At 62.5% G+C, this 15,868-nt stretch carries 16 protein-coding genes; 7 read left to right on the top strand and 9 right to left on the bottom strand.

The genetic code is table 11. From position 1 onward, the window contains the following. The first annotated feature begins 11 nt into the window (after positions 1–11). The 7 genes from C4K39_RS22800 to C4K39_RS22770 all read left to right on the top strand — a co-directional run bounded on the left by C4K39_RS22800 (position 12) and on the right by C4K39_RS22770 (position 6,923). Entirely contained in the window at positions 12–725 is a 714-nt protein-coding gene (locus C4K39_RS22800) for an ABC transporter permease (RefSeq protein ID WP_022640758.1), read from the top strand. A gap of 9 nt (positions 726–734) precedes the next feature. Continuing rightward, positions 735–1,439 (top strand): ABC transporter permease, encoded by a 705-nt coding sequence (locus C4K39_RS22795; RefSeq protein WP_053131882.1) that lies wholly within the window; start codon positions 735–737, stop codon positions 1,437–1,439. Positions 1,440–1,481: 42 nt separating this feature from the next. Next, on the top strand, positions 1,482–2,663 hold the full coding sequence (locus tag C4K39_RS22790; protein WP_124347467.1) for a pyridoxal phosphate-dependent aminotransferase: 1,182 nt from the start codon (positions 1,482–1,484) through the stop codon (positions 2,661–2,663). 131 nt (positions 2,664–2,794) lie between these two features. Beyond that, positions 2,795–4,543 carry an amidohydrolase gene (locus C4K39_RS22785; protein ID WP_068588687.1) on the top strand — a complete coding sequence of 583 codons (1,749 nt, stop codon included), beginning with the start codon at positions 2,795–2,797 and terminating at the stop codon, positions 4,541–4,543. Further along, complete coding sequence (locus C4K39_RS22780) at positions 4,540–5,466, top strand: CobW family GTP-binding protein (protein ID WP_068588684.1); 927 nt, start codon at positions 4,540–4,542, stop codon at positions 5,464–5,466. Before C4K39_RS22785 ends, C4K39_RS22780 begins: the two co-directional genes overlap by 4 nt. A 77-nt stretch (positions 5,467–5,543) precedes the next feature. Beyond that, positions 5,544–6,041, top strand: coding sequence for a DUF6622 family protein (locus C4K39_RS22775; protein ID WP_124347466.1), 498 nt, complete (start codon positions 5,544–5,546; stop codon positions 6,039–6,041). 180 nt (positions 6,042–6,221) lie between these two features. Then, the gene (locus tag C4K39_RS22770) at positions 6,222–6,923 is read left to right on the top strand and encodes a hypothetical protein (protein WP_068588678.1); all 702 of its coding nucleotides are present in this window, start codon (positions 6,222–6,224) and stop codon (positions 6,921–6,923) included. A gap of 70 nt (positions 6,924–6,993) precedes the next feature. On the opposite strand, the gene C4K39_RS22765 is transcribed toward C4K39_RS22770, so the two are convergent. The 9 genes from C4K39_RS22765 to C4K39_RS22725 form a co-directional block, all read right to left on the bottom strand. After that, a complete protein-coding gene (locus C4K39_RS22765) occupies positions 6,994–8,115 on the bottom strand; it encodes an aminotransferase class V-fold PLP-dependent enzyme (protein ID WP_124347465.1) in 1,122 nt (373 codons plus the stop codon). A gap of 3 nt (positions 8,116–8,118) precedes the next feature. Continuing rightward, on the bottom strand, positions 8,119–9,324 hold the full coding sequence (locus C4K39_RS22760) for an MFS transporter (protein ID WP_178083974.1): 1,206 nt from the start codon (positions 9,322–9,324) through the stop codon (positions 8,119–8,121). Continuing rightward, complete coding sequence (locus C4K39_RS22755; protein ID WP_124347463.1) at positions 9,324–10,571, bottom strand: ATP-grasp domain-containing protein; 1,248 nt, start codon at positions 10,569–10,571, stop codon at positions 9,324–9,326. Before C4K39_RS22755 ends, C4K39_RS22760 begins: the two co-directional genes overlap by 1 nt. Positions 10,572–10,583: 12 nt before the next feature. Further along, positions 10,584–11,555: a proline dehydrogenase family protein gene (locus C4K39_RS22750; protein ID WP_124347462.1), complete on the bottom strand. Its 972-nt coding sequence runs from the start codon at positions 11,553–11,555 to the stop codon at positions 10,584–10,586. 3 nt (positions 11,556–11,558) lie between these two features. Then, a complete protein-coding gene (locus C4K39_RS22745; protein ID WP_225926540.1) occupies positions 11,559–12,560 on the bottom strand; it encodes a fatty acid desaturase family protein in 1,002 nt (333 codons plus the stop codon). 513 nt (positions 12,561–13,073) lie between these two features. Beyond that, positions 13,074–13,769: a helix-turn-helix transcriptional regulator gene (locus C4K39_RS22740; RefSeq protein WP_124347460.1), complete on the bottom strand. Its 696-nt coding sequence runs from the start codon at positions 13,767–13,769 to the stop codon at positions 13,074–13,076. Positions 13,770–14,012: 243 nt separating this feature from the next. After that, entirely contained in the window at positions 14,013–14,900 is an 888-nt protein-coding gene (gene cyoE, locus C4K39_RS22735; protein ID WP_068588660.1) for a heme o synthase, read from the bottom strand. 10 nt (positions 14,901–14,910) lie between these two features. Further along, a complete protein-coding gene (cyoD, locus tag C4K39_RS22730; protein ID WP_060840942.1) occupies positions 14,911–15,240 on the bottom strand; it encodes a cytochrome o ubiquinol oxidase subunit IV in 330 nt (109 codons plus the stop codon). Continuing rightward, a complete protein-coding gene (locus tag C4K39_RS22725; protein ID WP_031320461.1) occupies positions 15,241–15,867 on the bottom strand; it encodes a cytochrome o ubiquinol oxidase subunit III in 627 nt (208 codons plus the stop codon). Position 15,868: the final 1 nt, after the last annotated feature.

The raw sequence follows: 15,868 nt of genomic DNA, 5'->3' as shown, positions 1-15,868 counted from the left end.
CTGGATACGTCATGATTTCTCTGTCCGACCTTTCCCAACTGTTCGTCGCCGACGGCTGGCTCGGCGCCCTGGCCCAGGGCGCGCTGGTGTCCCTGCAGATTTCCGCCGGGGCCTTCGTCCTCGGCCTGGGCATCGGCCTGCTGGTGGCGATGATCAAGCTGCGCGGGCCACGCTGGCTGGTGAAGCTGGCCAACCTCTACACCACCCTGTACCGGGCCATGCCCGAGCTGCTGCTGATCCTGCTGCTGTACTACGCCGGCACCGACCTGCTGAACATGGCCATGGCGGCCATGGACCGCCCAAGCGTCACGGTCAACGGCTTCATCGCCGCCGTGCTGGTGCTGGGTATCGTCCAGGGCGCTTATTCGGCGGAGATCATCCGCGGCGCGATCCTGGCCATTCCCCATGGCCAGATCGAGGCGGCGCGGGCCTACGGCATCGAACGCTGGCTGCTGGTACGGCGCATCCTGCTGCCGAGCATGCTGCCCTTCGCCATGGCCGGGTTGTCGAACCTGTGGCTGGTGCTGGTCAAGGACAGCGCGCTGATCAGCATCGTCGGCTACAGCGAACTGCTCTCGGTGGGCAAGCAGGCCGCCGGCTCCACCAAGCACTACCTGGTGTTCTACCTCGCCGTCGCGGCGTTCTACTTCGTCATCACCCTGGTGTCCGGCAGCGTGTTCCGCGTGCTCGAACGACGCACCCACCGCTGGCTGCCCCAGCACTAGGAGGCTGTGATGGATTTTTCCTGGATCAATGGTTTTTCCACCGAGCTGGTACGCGGCCTGGGCATCACCCTCAAGCTGCTGGCCCTGAGCGGAGCTTGCGGTTTCGTCCTGGCGGTGCTGGTGGGCCTGGGCCGAGTGTCACGCAACCCCCTGGTCAGCGCGCCCATGCGCTTCTACATCAGCGTGTTCCGCGGTACGCCGCTGCTGGTGCAGATCTACATCCTCTACTACGGCGTCGGCAGCCTGTTCGCCGCCTACCCGCCGATCCGCGGCAGCTTCCTCTGGCCCTACCTGCGCGAAGGCTTCTGGTACGTGGCCCTGGCGCTGACCCTGAGCGTCGGCGCCTATGTCGGCGAGGTCCTGCGCGGCGGCCTGCGGGCAGTGCCCCGGGGCGAACTGGAAGCGGCCCGTGCCTATGGCATGGGCTACTGGCTGACCTTGCGCCGGGTCTGGCTGCCCCGGGCCCTGGAGCTGGTACGCCCGACCCTGGTGGGCGAATGCGTGCTGCTGCTCAAGGCCACGGCCCTGGCCTCCACAGTAGCGGTCACCGACCTGCTGGGCGCCGCCAACCTGGTGCGGGCCCAGACCCTGAAGGTCTACGAGCCGCTGCTGGCGGTGGCGCTGATCTACATCGTGCTGGCCTTCGTCATCGAACACCTGTGCGGCCGCCTGGGCGCCACCCCCAACAAGCAGGCGCCCCAGCGCCAGGCCTGAACCCATTCATTACGCGGGCAATGCGCCCGTGAGGAGCACCACATGCGTTATTCCCCTTTCGTCCAGCGCATCAGCGGCGAATCCGTCAGTGCCTGGGACATCCACTACGCCGCCATCGAGGCCCGTGGCCGTGGCGAGAACGTGATCGTGCTCAGCGTCGGTGATCCGGACTTCGCCACCGACCCGCGCATCAGCGCCGCCGCCGGCGCCGCGCTGGAACAAGGCGATACCCACTACACCCATGTGCTTGGGCGCCCGGCCCTGCGCGAGGCGATTGCCGCCAAGCAGCGGCGCCTGCTGGGCATCGAGGTCGAGGCGGCCAACGTGGCCCTGGTGGCCGGGGCGCAGAACGGCCTGTTCGCCGCATCGCTGTGCCTGTTCGGCAGTGGCGATGAAGTGCTGGTGCCCGAACCCATGTACCTGACCTACGAGGCTTGCATCCATGCCTCGGGCGCCAGCCTGGTGGCGGTGGAGCAACCGGCGGCCAACGGTTTTCGCCTGACCGCCGCGGCCCTGGAAGCGGCCCTGACCGACAAGACCCGGGGCATCGCCCTGGCCACGCCGTGCAACCCCACCGGCAACGTCTACAGCCGCGAAGAGCTGGAAGCGGTGGCCGAGGTCGCACGCAAGCACGACCTGTGGGTGATTTCCGATGAGGTCTACGGGCAACTGACCTACGACCGCCAGCACCTGAGCATCGCGGCCCTGCCAGGCATGGCCGGACGCACGGTGATCCTCAACAGCCTGTCCAAGACCCACGCCATGACCGGCTGGCGCGTGGGCTGGGTGGTGGGCCCCGAGGAGCTGGTGGGGCACCTGGACAACCTGCTGCTGTGCATGCTCTACGGCCTGCCGGGGTTCATCCAGGAAGCTGCGCTCAAGGCCCTGGAGCTGGATGACGAGGTGGTCGATAGCGCTCGCGAGGTCTACCGCCGCCGTCGCGACCTGGTGATGGCAGGCCTGCGCCAGGTGCCCCTGCTGGACTGCCGCGAGCCAGAGGCCGGGATGTTCATGCTGGTGGACGTGCGCCGTACCGGCCTGTCGAGCATGGACTTCGCCTGGCAGCTGTTTCGCGCCACCGGGGTCTCGGTCCTCGATGCCCAGGCCTTTGGCGCCAGCGCCGAGGGTTTCGTGCGCATTTCCTTCACCGTGGCCGACGAGGTGCTCAAGGACGCATGCCAACGCATCGCCGGGTTCGTCGAGGCCCTGGGCGCACAACGCTGACCCAGGGACCGACGCTGGCGAGGTGGCTTGCTCCCTCGCCATAGCGGCGCCCATGAACCACTGCTTTGCCACTGCGCCTGTCGCCCATTTTTTTGCCCACTGTTGAAGGGCCCTGCTTGAGAGGTTGACCCGTGACCGCTTCCGACCAATTCAACTCCACCCATAGTGCCGTCGACCAGTACGCCGAACTGGTGCTGCACAACGGCCGGATCTACACCCTCGACCCGGCGCAGCCCTGGGCCGATGCCGTGGCCATTCGCCAAGGCAAGCTGATCGCGGTGGGCAGCCTCGCCTCCTTGAGCTCGCTGGTCGGCCCCAATACCCGCCAGCACGACCTGGACGGGGCGTTCTGCATGCCCGGCCTGCACGACATGCACACCCATCCGGACCTGGCCCTGGCACCCCGCTACGCCGACGACCTGGACGTGGGCATCGAGGACCCGACCCCGGAGCAACTGGCGGCGGCGATCCACGCCTATGCCGACAGCCATCCGGGCGATGGCTGGATCTACGGCCAATACTGGGTGCGCTACACCTTTCGCGAGGCCGGCCTGACGCCGGGCCGCGAGTGGCTGGACAGCATCATGCCGGACCGCCCGGTGGCCCTGCTGGACCGCATGTGGGGCACCATGATGGTCAACTCCAAGGCCCTGGAACTGGCCGGTATCGATCGCCATACCAGCGATCCGCGCAACGGCTACCTGGAACGCGACTCGCTCACCGGCGAGCCCAACGGGCTTTTGATCGACGGCGCCTACGCGCTGATCCACGCGGCCATGCCGGCGACGCCGGTCTCGGTACTGCGCCGGGCCTATCGCGATGGCGTGCACTTCCAGACCTCTCGCGGGGTCACCGCCACCAAGTACGTGCACGTCTGCGAGAACCGCTTGCAGGCTCTCAAGGAGCTGGACGACGCCGGCGAGCTGACCCTGCGGGTGGAAGCCGCCATCAGTTGGCAGGACGATATCTTCCCGGTGCGCCGGCGCTGGGAGCTGCTCAGCGGCGAGCGGCACTTCTATCGCAGCTCGCGGTTGAGCGCCAATGCGGTGAAGTTCCATTTCGACGGCACCGTGGAGCCCAAGTCCTCGTACCTGCTGACCCCCTGGCCCGAGGAGTCGAGCTGGCGCGGCAAGCTCAACCTGACCCCGGAACACATCACCGACATGGTGGTGGACATGGACCGCCGTGGCCTGCGGGTGATCGCCCACTGCACCGGCGACGGCGCCTCCGACGTGTTCCTCGATGCCGTGGCCGAGGCCCGGCGCCGCAACGGCCACAGCGGCGTACGCCACCAGTGTGCCCACAGCACCTTGCTGCACCCGGGCAACCTCAAGCGCTTCCAGAGCCTGGACGTGATCGCCGAGTTCTCCCCGGCGGCCTGGTACCCGACCCCGTTCGCCAGCGGCGCGCGCTCAGGCTATGGCCAGGAACGCCTCAAGCGCATCTACGATTTCAAGGGCGTGCTGGCCGCCGGTGGCATCGCGGTGTTCGGCACCGACTGGCCGGTGGCATCCATCGACCCGTGGCTGGCGCTGGAAACCATGGTCACCCGGCAGAACCCCTGGAACCAGGAGCCCGACACCTTCGGCGACCCCATCAGCCTGGAGCAGGCGCTGCAAGTGGCGACCCTCAACGGCGCCCATGCCATGGGCCTGGAACACCTCACCGGCAGCCTGCAGGTCGGCAAGTCGGCGGACCTGATCGTGCTCGACCGCGACCTGTTCGCCCAACCGGCCCGCAACTACATCCACCACACCCAGGTGCAGTTGACCTTCGTCGAGGGCCAGTTGGTCTACGACCGACTGGGCACCTTCAGCGACACGCCGCTGCAGGCAGTGTGGGAAGGCCTGCCACCGGTGATCGAGGGCCAGGAGCCATGAACAAGCTGCCGAGCATTCCGGTCACGGTGGTCTCGGGTTTTCTCGGGGCCGGCAAGACCACCCTGCTCAACCGCCTGGTGCAACGCGCCGACAGCGGCCGGCTGGCGGTGATCGTCAACGATTTCGGCGAGCTGAACATCGATGCGGCGATCATCGCCGAGGTCACCGACGCGGTGTACAGCCTGCAGAACGGCTGTATCTGCTGCACCGTACAGGAAGACCTGCTGGCGCAACTGGTGAGCCTGTCCAAGCTGCGCCCGGCCCTGGAGCGGATCGTCATCGAGTGCAGCGGCGTCTCCGACCCGCAACGCATCGTGCAGACCATCGGCTACCCGCAACTGCGCGACCGCCTGCACCTGGATGCGGTGGTGACCCTGGTGGATGCCAGCGGTTTCCAGGCCCTTGAGGGCGACATGGCGCGCCTGTCCCGGGCCCAGGTGGCCTGCGCCGACTGGGTGCTGCTGAACAAGGTCGACCTGGTCACCCCCGAGCAGTTGCAGGCGATCCGTAGCAGCCTCACCTGCCGCGCCCCGGTATTCGAAACCGTACAGGCCGAACTGCCGGACGAGCTGTTGCTGGCACCGCCGGTACGCTCCAGCGAGCTGCTGTTCAAGGCCTTGCCCCAGGCCCACGACCAGTTGTTCGAAAGCTGGGTATGGAACAGCCCTCGGCCCTTGCAGGCCAAGGCCCTGCGCGCCTGGCTGGCGCAGTTGCCGGCCGATTTGCTGCGCCTCAAGGGGCTGGTGCGCCTGGACGGCAACGAGCAGCCCTATTGGTTGCAGCATGTGGGCAGCCGCAGCCAGTTCACCCTGGCCACCGGGCAACCCGCCGAACATGCCGCGCAACTGGTGTTCATCGCCCGCCGCGGCAGTGGCCTGCGCCAGGAGCTGGAAGCCGGGATCAGCGCCACTCAGGTGGCCTGATCCCGGGAGGCTTCACGGCCTGTTCGGCAAGGCGCAACATGGCCGCACCTCCCCGCCAAGAAGCAAGGACGCTGAAAATGATCAACATTCTCCAGGACACCCCCCTCTGGGTGTATGCGATCTTCGCCATGATCCTCTACTACGGCCTGCGCGCTCGCTCCGGCAGCCGTGAAAGCCTGGGCTCGCTATTGATTGCGCCCTTGATCCTGCTGGTCTGGTCGTTGTGGTCGATGAGCCTGGGCGAGCATCCCCTGTTGGCCCTGGGAGCCTGGACCGCTGGTGCGGTGCTGGGCGGCCTGATGGCCATGCTGCTGTTCTCCACGTTCGGCGCGGTACTGGATTCGGGCGGCGAGGCGCTCCTGGTTCCCGGAACCTTGAAGATCCTCGGGATCTCACTGCTGTTCTTCGTCGTGAAGTACTGGCTTGGGTATCAAAAGGCCGTTCATCCCGAACAGGCCGCCAGCGTGCAGATGCTCAGTATCGGTGGCGCGGCTGCAGGCTTCACCGTAGGGCTGTTCTGGGGCCGGGCACTCAAGTTGTACCGCCACTTGCGAATCCTGCAGGCCAGGCACTGAATCCAGCGGATGACAGGGACCGGGGAATCTTCCCCGGCTAGACCGGTCTGTAGGGACGGCCAGCGCCTCCGGACGCTTGGTCCGTGACAACGGCCGTGCGCTCCAATAGATTAGGCGCCCCCGAAAATCCCCCCGGGGTTTTCGCGCCTCAAACCTGTCAAACCAAGTAGTGGATGTTCAATGCCTGATTCCAACACCGAAGAATCCGTGATCGCCTTGTCGAACAAGACCGAGTACGAAAACGCCATGCATCTTTCCCAGCATGTGTCCCAGGCCAAGACCATCAGCGAGATGGTGCTCGACGCCTTCCACACCTCGAAAGAAAGTGACCAGATTCGCGAGCTGCGCGCAGCCATCCGCCAGGCCCACGACCGCTTTGACGACGATACCGCCTATGAACTCATGGGCCAGCTCAAGCAACTCAAGGACGCCGAAGCGGCGGACCTCGCCGCCCTGGAGGACCTGAGCAAGAAATTCCCCATCAGCCGGATTCTCTCCAGCTACAAGGACGACCCGGACTTCCAGGAACTGGTCTATGGCCTGGCGCTCAAGGTGCTGAACCAGACCCACCAGGCCATCAGCAACCCAAGCGGCAAGAGCAAGGCATCGCGGCCCAAGAAGGAAATGGAAGTGTTCGCCATCAGCAAGGATGGCCTCAGCGTCACCCTGCCGATGCGCCCGCGCTCCAAGGCCAATGCCGACCGCGAAGCCTTCGAGTTCCTGGGCTTCAGCTTTGTCGGTGAAGGCGAAGAAGCCGAGCTGCAAAGCGAGGTATTCGTCGACAACAACGGTGCCGAGCAACCGGCGACCCGCAAGAACATCGTCACCGCGATCCAGCAGCAGACCGCGTTCCCCGGCTACAGCGCGCAACAGCAACTCTGATCCCGCCAGGTCGATAGATAAAAAGACGCCCTGAATTCCGAGGAAGACAGGGCGTTCAAGGAGCACCAACTCACAACAGTGGACGAATTCGTTCCAGCGCCAGCTCTACCTGCGCCACGCTCACCCGACGCCCGACCGAAGCCCGGACGAAGTGGCTGGCGGGCAGGTCCGCCAGCAGCAATGGTGTGTGGGCAGCGGTTCCGGCCCACAGGTTGACCCCCGCCTCCCGGGCCCTGGCAACGAACTCCTGGGCCGTGCCACGCTCCGGCACGAACGAAACGATGCCGCTTTGCCGATACTCGGCACACAGCAGCCGCAATCCCGGTAACCGGGCCAATTCACTACTGAGCAAGGTGTAGGCCTCATTGGCCAGACGCTCGCGATCAGCCAGGTATTCGCCCAGCGCCTGGTGAAGCCCGACCAGGGCACTGAAACTCTTTTCTGCGATCTCCAGCACTCGTGCATCCAGCACATCGATACGGTTGACCTGCCCGTTGGTGCGGGCGGTATGCAAGTCGGCGAAGTTCAGCGTCAAGTCACCCAGCAGCCGGTTCGAGACATAGGCGATGCCACTGCCCCGCGGCCCACAGAGGAACTTACGGCCTGCCCCGGTCAACAGGTCGCAGTGCATGTCCCGGACATCCAGTGCCAGTTGGCCCATGGATTGGCAGGCATCGACCACGTAATAGGCCGGATGCTCGCGCAGGATCGCCCCCAGGGCCTCGACCGGATTGACCACGCCGCAGCACGAAGGAATGTGCGAGACACTGACCAGGAACACATCGCCCCCCAGGTGGCGTCGTACCCAATCCAAATCCAGCGGGCTTTGTGCTGTACGCGGTATGACCTCGACCCGCACGCCCCGACTCTGCTTGAGGAAGTTGAAGAAGATCAAGTTGGCGGCGTATTCGGAACTCGACACCCAGACCCGGCACCCCAGGGGAAACTCCAGCTTGGAGAGGATGCCGGCCCAGGCCTCGGTGGCACTGCTGAACAGCCCGATGTTCGCGCGCGGGGCATTGAGCATCTGCGCCGCTCGCTCATACAGGCCGTGCCCGAGCAGGTCGGCGTATTGCAGCTCGGTTTCGTAGCTGCCCTGGTCGGCCTCGCCATCGATGAAGCCACGCATTGCCTCTACGGTGGCGGCAGACATCAGGCCTGCCCCGGCGGTATTCAAATGCACGAGACTCATGGCTCAGGCTTCCTTGTTCCAGAGAGTGGCCGAACGTTTCATCAATGACACACCGATGCCGAACAACAGCAACACGATCCCCGCGACCAGCCAGGGCGAAAGCAACGCCGGCTGGGTCACCAGCATGAAGGCCAGGGAGGGCGTGATCATCACCCCGATGTTCACGCCAGCCGAGTAGTAGCCCAGGTTGCGATCCACCGTGTGCTGGCTGGAGATGCTGCTGACGTAGTGCGTGATGCTGGGAAAGACGATCATCTCCCCCAGGCTCCACAGCACGGTCGCCAGCAACAGCAGCAAGCCGATCTCGCTGAAGCCCATGAGGAAGAAACCGATCCCGGCCAACACAAAGCCCGCAACCAGCGAGTAGCTGCTGGAGAGATGGGACATGCGCTGGTTGATCGGCACTTCGAACAGGATCACCAGCAGTGCATTGATGAAGAAGATGATCCCGACGAAGTAGGTCGGAAGATCGGTGTAGTTGATGATGTAGGCCGAGAGAAACGTCGGCGGCAGGGCATAGGCAATGTGCACCGGCAATGAGGTCAACAGGATCACCAGCAAGCGCGAGCGCTCGAACGGCACGCTATCGGGCAAGCCGTTGCCACGCCCCTGGTTCGCCGCCATGCCCGCGGCCTGCGTGGAGGCATGGCCGGCAAAGCGCAGGCAGACGACGAACGACAACAGCGATAGCCCGGCATTGATGTAGAACACCGCGCTGGCCGAACTGAGGAACACCAGGCTGCCCAGCAGTGGACCGATGGCCATGCCGATATTGATCGCCAGGCGATTGCAGGAAAACGCCACCTTGCGGGTTTGCAGGTCGCTGTGCTTGACCGTCTCCGAGAAGGTCGCCGGAGTGAAGGCCTCGTAGCAGCCCCCCCAGAGGAACGACAGCACGAACAACGCCGCGATGCTGTCGATCGAGGGGATGATCAGCAACAGCAGGGCGTTGGTCAGCAGCGAACCCAGGATCACCCTCCCCGAGGAGAAGCGCTTGATCAGCGCCCCGACGATCAGGTCGACGAACAGCGCACCCACGCCATAAGTGCCCACCAGCAGCCCGGCGATACTCGCCGAGACTGCATGCTGGTGGATCAGGTAGGCGGCGTAGAACGGGAACGCCATGGTGCCCATGCGAAACACCAGGGTCACCACGAACAGTGCCTGCAAGCGCCGGTTGAGCCCGCGCAGGGCGTGATAGGTGCCCATCATCGTACGCAGTACACGCGATCTTTGTAGGCGCGGATCTGCTCGTAGTCCTGGTCGATCCGCTGCTGCTCGTCGGCGTACAGGAACACTCGCAACGGGCTGCTGAGCAGGTCCACGGTGGGTTTCATCTGCTTGCCCACCTTGTACTTGACGCTGAGCTTATGCACCGTCGCCAGGTTCTCGATGCTCTGGATGGCCTGTGGATCGAAACCGGTGACCTCGCCACTCAGGGTGGTATCGGTGTTGATCACGCAAGCCTCCTTGAGCTTCTTGTAGCGCTTGCCAGCGTACTGCGCCTTGAAGCGCTCGGGCTCGCAATAGGCCAGGTAGGTCAGTTGCGCCTGGTTGCCGTCCAGGCTGATGTCGTGGAAGCGCGGCTCCATGTTGCCGTTCAGCCGCGCCCCCACCTCCACCAGCGCCGGTCCCTGCTCGGTCATGATGACTTCCGAATGCGCAGGCCCGTTGTCGATACCCAAGGCCTTGAGAACCTGGAGGATGTAGTCCACCAGCGCATTGGCAACGTCGCTGTCCGGGGCGATCAGCACGTCGCGGTCGTAGATGTTCTTGCCATGGCCGATCTCGCGCTTGACGTAGCGCCAGATACCGCAGACATAGGTCTGGCCATCGCGACTGACGGTGTCGACGATGTACTCGTTGCCCTTGAGGTAGGACTGGCAAAGGATCTCGGTGTTGGCCAGGCCGAAGATGTCCTGGTTGGCCAGCACCTCCTGGCAGGCTCGTTCGACATCCGCCAGGTCATGGCAAATCGATACGCCATCGGTCGATGCCGAACTCAGCGGCTTGATCACGCAGGGCAGCACATTGCCGGCCTCGACCCACTCCAGCAGTTGCGCGGCACTGCTGGACTTGACCTGGCGTGCGGTGAGCAGGCCGGCGGCCGCCACCTTGTTGATCATCTCGAACTTGTTGCGCCGGGCCAGCGAACCGGCACTGCCATTGCTCGGCAACTGCAGTTGCTCGCTCAGGTAGTCGGCGAACGGCACGCCTGGCTCCTGGCCGGCGATGACCGCCACCAGCGGGAATTCGCGCAAGCGTGCGACGATATCCTGGGCATTGTCGTCGAACGCCAGGTTGTGCTCGAACTCGTCCAGGTTCGGGCCGAGCATGCTCGGCATCAGCTCCTTGGTGCTCTGCACATGCAGCAGGCCGATCCCGGCGTCCTTGAAGTATTGCGGCAGGAAGTTACCGCTGGAGTAGACATCGACCAACGCGACATATTTTTTCATGAGAAGGCCCAATCAGTAGGAGGCGGCGGTTGTCGACTGGCGCTTGCTCGCCACGTCATCCAGTGCCAGGAAAATGTTCTCGGGAAACTCGGCGATGCGATGCAGCAAGTGCAGGTACCAGTTGGTGCCGTAGACCGCCGAGACCCGGGTCTTGACCCGGCCCTGGTCCTTGACCGACTTGATCAGTTGCGGGCGCACACCATGGAGCATCTCCAGTTCCCCGCCATCGGCCAGCCCGCTGGCACAGATGGTTTGCACCAGGCTTGGGTCCTGGGTGGCGAAGGCATAGGCGATACCGGCACCACGGATGCGCTCCAACAAACCCAGATATCGCTGGTCCAGGGCTTCGCCCCGAGGCAGGGCGACGGCCGCAGGCTCGCTGTAGACCCCCTTGACCAGGCGCACCTTGCAACCGGTCTTGAGTACGTCTTCCAGGTCATCGGCGGTGCGGTTCAGCTGAGCCTGCAGGGTGATGCCCAGGTGCGAATGCTGGCGGCTCAATGCCAGGAAGATATCCAGGATCGAATCGGTCCATTGCGACCGTTCCATGCTGATGATCACTCCGACCGAGCGTTCGGCGGCCCGGGCCAGGATGCGGTTGCAGTTCTCCAGTGCCAGCTCACGGGAAATCAGGCTGCCCACGTTGGACAGGTCGAAGCCCAACTGGGTCGGCTCCTGCAATCCGCCATGGCTGGACATCGCGTCGATCAACCGCAGGTATTCCTCGGTGGCCTGCTGGACTTCGGCCAGGGTATTGGCCTCCTCACCCACATATTCCAACCCGGTGCGGTAGCCCTTGAGTTGCAGGGCTGCAAGTTTGTCCAGCATCTGCGCACGGTCCTCGGAAATGATGTAGCGCAGGGCCGCAGGACGCAGGAAATCACGCAGGGAAGCGCAGGCCAGGAACATTTCGCGATAGGCCGGGGTGGCTGCGAGCCTTTTCAGGGCCAGGGTTGCGATGAGGCTGGATGGCATATCGGTCATGGTTCAAACCCCGGAAGCTTGAGTAAGGATCTGCTGGGCGAAACTGCTGGTGTCGTCACGATTGCTCAGGCGATGGGCGCGGTACTTGGCGGCGTAGCTGAGCATCGTCTCCTTGTGCCGGCCCTTGCGGTCGCGAGTGAAGATGCCGGCCCAAAGGTTGTCCCAGCGGGCGTACTCGGGGTGAGTCATCAGTAGCGCATGGGCTTTCTTCATGTTCCAGTGGGGAATGGCTGGATGCAGGTGGTGCACCAGGTGGTAGTTGTCGTCATGCCGGCCGAAGAAGAAGTTTTCCAGGGCCGAACCCTTGCGGTTACGGGTCAGCAGGAGTTTTTCCTTTTCGGCCGCCGGCAATGGATAGTGCTCCGCCAGCTCGATGATCCAGCCCACTGCCACCGCCATGGTGAACAGCGGTACCAGCCAGAACAGCAGCAACTGGCCGATCACCCCGAAGTAGCCGGCCACCGCGAAAATGGCCAGCCAGTAGCCCCACAGCAACCAGCGTTCGATGGTGAACTTGCGATCCTGGCCCTGGGGCTTGACCCGGTCGTTGACGATGTACTTGATGTATTGCAGGGTGCGGAACCCGGAGAGTGCCATCAGCACGTTCTTCAGGAAGAACTCACGCTCGGATTGATTGACGTCATACAGGCCGCACTTGAGGTGGAAGGCATAGTCCGGGTCTTTTTCCGGGTGCCCCAGGTGCACATGGTGGTTCTTGATGTGCGACACCACATAGGACTGGTGCAGGTGAAAAATCAGGTAGCCGGAAAGAAAGGTCCCGGCAAACCAGTTGATCGCGCGGTTCTCGGCCAGCATCTTGTGGGCCGACTCATGAAGGATGTTGGCCAAGGCGCGTTGGGTGGTGCCAATCAGGAACAGCGACAGCGGATAGAACCAGTAGCTGATTCCAAGGGACAGATAAATGGCGAAGGCAATGATGGCGTAGTCTTTGCCGAGGGCAATCATCCAGTGGTAATTATCTTTCTTGCAAAGATGTTTCAACATCCCGAAAGTTTCACGTGTAATCCCCGCGGCCAATTCACCAGTAGGCTCTTTATTCTTATCGACCTGCATAATCACTCCATAATTAAGCGGTACGCAACAACGTTCACTTCCTTAGCAGAAGGGAATCAACTTCAATCACGCTCAATTTGATCACGCGCTGCTTGATTCCCGATTCGGAACACAAGGCTGGCGAACATTGCGGCTAATTTTTTTATTGCCTGGACCAGGCTTTATCGCAGGAAAAAAACTAAAGCAGCGCCACCTTGGCAACAAGCTGCCCTTTTAGACAGGGTCGCTGCCAGGGCCTGTATTTCCTGGACCTGGCCCAGGAAAAGTTCATCCAAACAGGCTCAAAACCCGTACGGGAGAGCGCTGGGCGAGCCTGGTGAGGCACGGCCTCGGGGACATGGTCGGGAGTCATTTGAAGGACCAGCACAAGGCTGCGCACGATCAGGCTCGTGCGCAGTCCAGTAAGGTGTAAGAGGTTTTTTAACCGGCGAACTCGAGGAGAAGTTACTCAGGCTCTTTTATATATCCAAGTTGCAGCGCTTTGCGAATAGCCGACTTACCGTTATTCACCTCGAGTTTATTGAAGATATTCTTCATATGAAACTTCACGGTGCGCGGACTCATATTGGCCAACAACGAAATCTCGTTATACGTCTTGCCAATACTGGTCCATGACAGCACTTCGGTTTCCCGGGGAGTCAGGATACTTGTCGGCAGTTCGGGAATAGGGGCACTGCTCTCCAGGGACTCGTCGTAGACCGAGACCAAGAGCATCTGGATATCGCTCTTGTGCGCTTGCACCGTTTCCCGGAAGCGATGGCTCTCACCCAGGCTGCACAAGTTGAGGATCGAATAGAACCCCTGGTTACCATGGACGATGAAACTCGCACCTTCGGCTACCGGCGGTGCATGGCCTTCTTCGTCGGCGTTGACCAGCAGGTTTTCGTCGCTCCAGAAAAACGGCTTGATGCGCCGCTTGGACAGCGACAGCAGTTGCTCGCGCTGGTAGCCCTCGTCAACCTTGGGCGGTTGCAGGACTTCGGGGTGGTTGGTGATGGTTTCCGCTTCGTCCAGCGTCGGCCCGCATTGATAGACCTCGAACAGGCCCAACCCGAGGTTGGCCAGTTCGCTGTCCAATTGCTCGCGCCGATCCAGCGCGGCCAAAGACGTGGGGTTATTGGATAGATTGTCGCTTCGCATGTGCCTCATCCCTGGTCAACATAAAGACAACCGGATCTTTTGAACCCGCTGCCACGACGGCCTTCGATCCGAAGCGCCTGGAGTGAATCGCCACCGCCAGAAACCGGCTCGTCCAACCTCCTACTGTTGAACGAGCGCTGAATGAATCATGCCCGGGGGCTACTTGTCCAGACAATCGCCGCACTTACCGACAAGCACAAAAAAGCCCTGCGCAAGGCAGGGCTTTTTCGAACATCGTCAGGCTCAGTGGGCGTAGGTCAGCAAGAGCTCGGCCGGGGCCTTGAAATCCACCGACATCATCACGCTCAACGCGGTGATGGTGAAGATCGAGAACACGAAGAGCTTGCGGGCCCACACGGTGTCATCCACCGCCTTGTAGCCGGTCCAGGCCATGTACAGCCAGTACATGCCCATCGCCGCCGCTACCGCCATGTAGCTCATGCCGGCATACCCGCTGAAGGTCAGCATCAGGGTCGCCACCAGGAACGCCAGGATGTAGTACAGGATGTGCTTCTTGGCCACGCGAATACCGCGCTTGACCGGCAGCACCGGGATCGATGCGGCCAGGTAGTCGTTGAAGCGGAAGATCGCGATGGCATAGGAATGCGGCATCTGCCACAGGCTGAACATCACCAGCAGGGTCAACGCGGCCATGTCGAAGCTGTTGCTCACGGCCACGTAACCAATCACCGGCGGCATGGCCCCGGACAGGCTGCCCACCAGCGTGCCGTGAACCGACTTGCGCTTGAGGTACAGGCTGTAGAAGCCAACGTAGATGACAAAGCCGATTACCGCGAACAATGCGGCCAACGGGTTGGCCACGTAGTACAGCAAGGCGACGCCGGCGACACCGAGGAGGGAGGCATAGACCAGGGCCACTTCCAGGGAGATCAGGCCCTGGACCAGCACGCGGTTCTTGGTGCGCTCCATCTTCAGGTCGATGTCACGGTCGATGCAGTTGTTGAACACGCAACCGGACGCTACCACCAGCGAGGTGCCGATCATGGCGGCCAGGAAAATGGCCAGATCGACATGCCCCTTCGAGGCCAGGAAGAACCCGCCTGCCACCGAAAGCACGTTACCGAAAATGATCCCCGGTTTGGTGATTTGGATAAAGTGCTTGAGCGACATCGGGTCTACCTCACTTCGCCATCATGACGGTGTGGATGCTGAACATGATCCACAACGACAGACCAACCAGCAGGACAATGACCAACGCGGCGAAGATGAACGCCACCACGTTGTTGCGCTGTGCCGCGGAACGGTCCAGGTGCAGGAAGTACACCAGGTGCACCAGCACCTGGATCACCGCGAACGCCAGGACGATCCACAGGGTCACGTCTTTAGGCAGCGACGGGTACATCACCAGGCCGAACGGGATCAGTGTCAGGATGACCGACAGGATGAAGCCGATGGCGTAGGACTTGACGCTGCCGTGACCGGCTTCGTCGTGGGAGTGTGCGTTGGCCATTTACATAGTCCCCATCAGGTAAACAACGGTGAATACGCAGATCCACACCACGTCCAGGAAGTGCCAGAACAGGCTCAGGCAGCTCAGACGGGTCTTGTTGGTCGCCGTCAGGCCTTTTTTCTGCACCTGGTACATCATGATTGCCATCCAGATCAGACCGCTGGTCACGTGCAGACCGTGGGTACCGACCAGGGTGAAGAACCCGGACAGGAAGCCGGAACGGCTAGGGCCGTAGCCTTCGGAGATCAGCAGGTGGAACTCGTTGATCTCCATGCCGATGAAGCCCAGGCCGAACAGGAAGGTCATGGCCAGCCAGCCCAGAACCTGCTTCTTGTTGCCCCGGAAGAACGCCAGCATGGCGAAGCCGTAGGTGATCGAACTGAACAGCAGCAGAGCGGTTTCGCCCAGTACATAAGGCAGTTCGAAGATGTCGTGGCCCGACGGGCCACCCGCTACGTTGTTAACCAGTACCGCGTATACCGCGAAGATCGACGCAAACAGAATGCAGTCGGTCATCAAGTAGAGCCAGAAACCGAATACGGTCATCTCGCCCGAGTCGTGGTGATGGTCATCGTGCCCATGGTCATGACCATGGGCGTGTCCAGCATTGGTCACTAAGTTCGACATG

Source organism: Pseudomonas sessilinigenes (assembly GCF_003850565.1).
Taxonomy (GTDB): Bacteria; Pseudomonadota; Gammaproteobacteria; order Pseudomonadales; family Pseudomonadaceae; genus Aquipseudomonas; species Aquipseudomonas sessilinigenes.
Note: the sequence above shows the minus strand (reverse complement) of the source record. Positions and strands in the feature narration are given on the sequence as shown.

What these genes read in the sequence shown, in the direction of transcription:
- C4K39_RS22800 (WP_022640758.1), top strand. Translation starts at nt 12, where the DNA reads ATGATTTCTCTGTCCGACCTTTCCCAACTGTTCGTCGCCGACGGCTGG.
- C4K39_RS22795 (WP_053131882.1), top strand. Translation starts at nt 735, where the DNA reads ATGGATTTTTCCTGGATCAATGGTTTTTCCACCGAGCTGGTACGCGGC.
- C4K39_RS22790 (WP_124347467.1), top strand. Translation starts at nt 1,482, where the DNA reads ATGCGTTATTCCCCTTTCGTCCAGCGCATCAGCGGCGAATCCGTCAGT.
- C4K39_RS22780 (WP_068588684.1), top strand. Translation starts at nt 4,540, where the DNA reads ATGAACAAGCTGCCGAGCATTCCGGTCACGGTGGTCTCGGGTTTTCTC.
- C4K39_RS22775 (WP_124347466.1), top strand. Translation starts at nt 5,544, where the DNA reads ATGATCAACATTCTCCAGGACACCCCCCTCTGGGTGTATGCGATCTTC.
- C4K39_RS22770 (WP_068588678.1), top strand. Translation starts at nt 6,222, where the DNA reads ATGCCTGATTCCAACACCGAAGAATCCGTGATCGCCTTGTCGAACAAG.
- C4K39_RS22765 (WP_124347465.1), bottom strand. Translation starts at nt 8,115, where the DNA reads ATGAGTCTCGTGCATTTGAATACCGCCGGGGCAGGCCTGATGTCTGCC.
- C4K39_RS22760 (WP_178083974.1), bottom strand. Translation starts at nt 9,324, where the DNA reads ATGGGCACCTATCACGCCCTGCGCGGGCTCAACCGGCGCTTGCAGGCA.
- C4K39_RS22755 (WP_124347463.1), bottom strand. Translation starts at nt 10,571, where the DNA reads ATGAAAAAATATGTCGCGTTGGTCGATGTCTACTCCAGCGGTAACTTC.
- C4K39_RS22750 (WP_124347462.1), bottom strand. Translation starts at nt 11,555, where the DNA reads ATGACCGATATGCCATCCAGCCTCATCGCAACCCTGGCCCTGAAAAGG.
- C4K39_RS22745 (WP_225926540.1), bottom strand. Translation starts at nt 12,560, where the DNA reads ATGTTGAAACATCTTTGCAAGAAAGATAATTACCACTGGATGATTGCC.
- C4K39_RS22740 (WP_124347460.1), bottom strand. Translation starts at nt 13,769, where the DNA reads ATGCGAAGCGACAATCTATCCAATAACCCCACGTCTTTGGCCGCGCTG.
- cyoE (WP_068588660.1), bottom strand. Translation starts at nt 14,900, where the DNA reads ATGTCGCTCAAGCACTTTATCCAAATCACCAAACCGGGGATCATTTTC.
- cyoD (WP_060840942.1), bottom strand. Translation starts at nt 15,240, where the DNA reads ATGGCCAACGCACACTCCCACGACGAAGCCGGTCACGGCAGCGTCAAG.
- C4K39_RS22725 (WP_031320461.1), bottom strand. Translation starts at nt 15,867, where the DNA reads ATGTCGAACTTAGTGACCAATGCTGGACACGCCCATGGTCATGACCAT.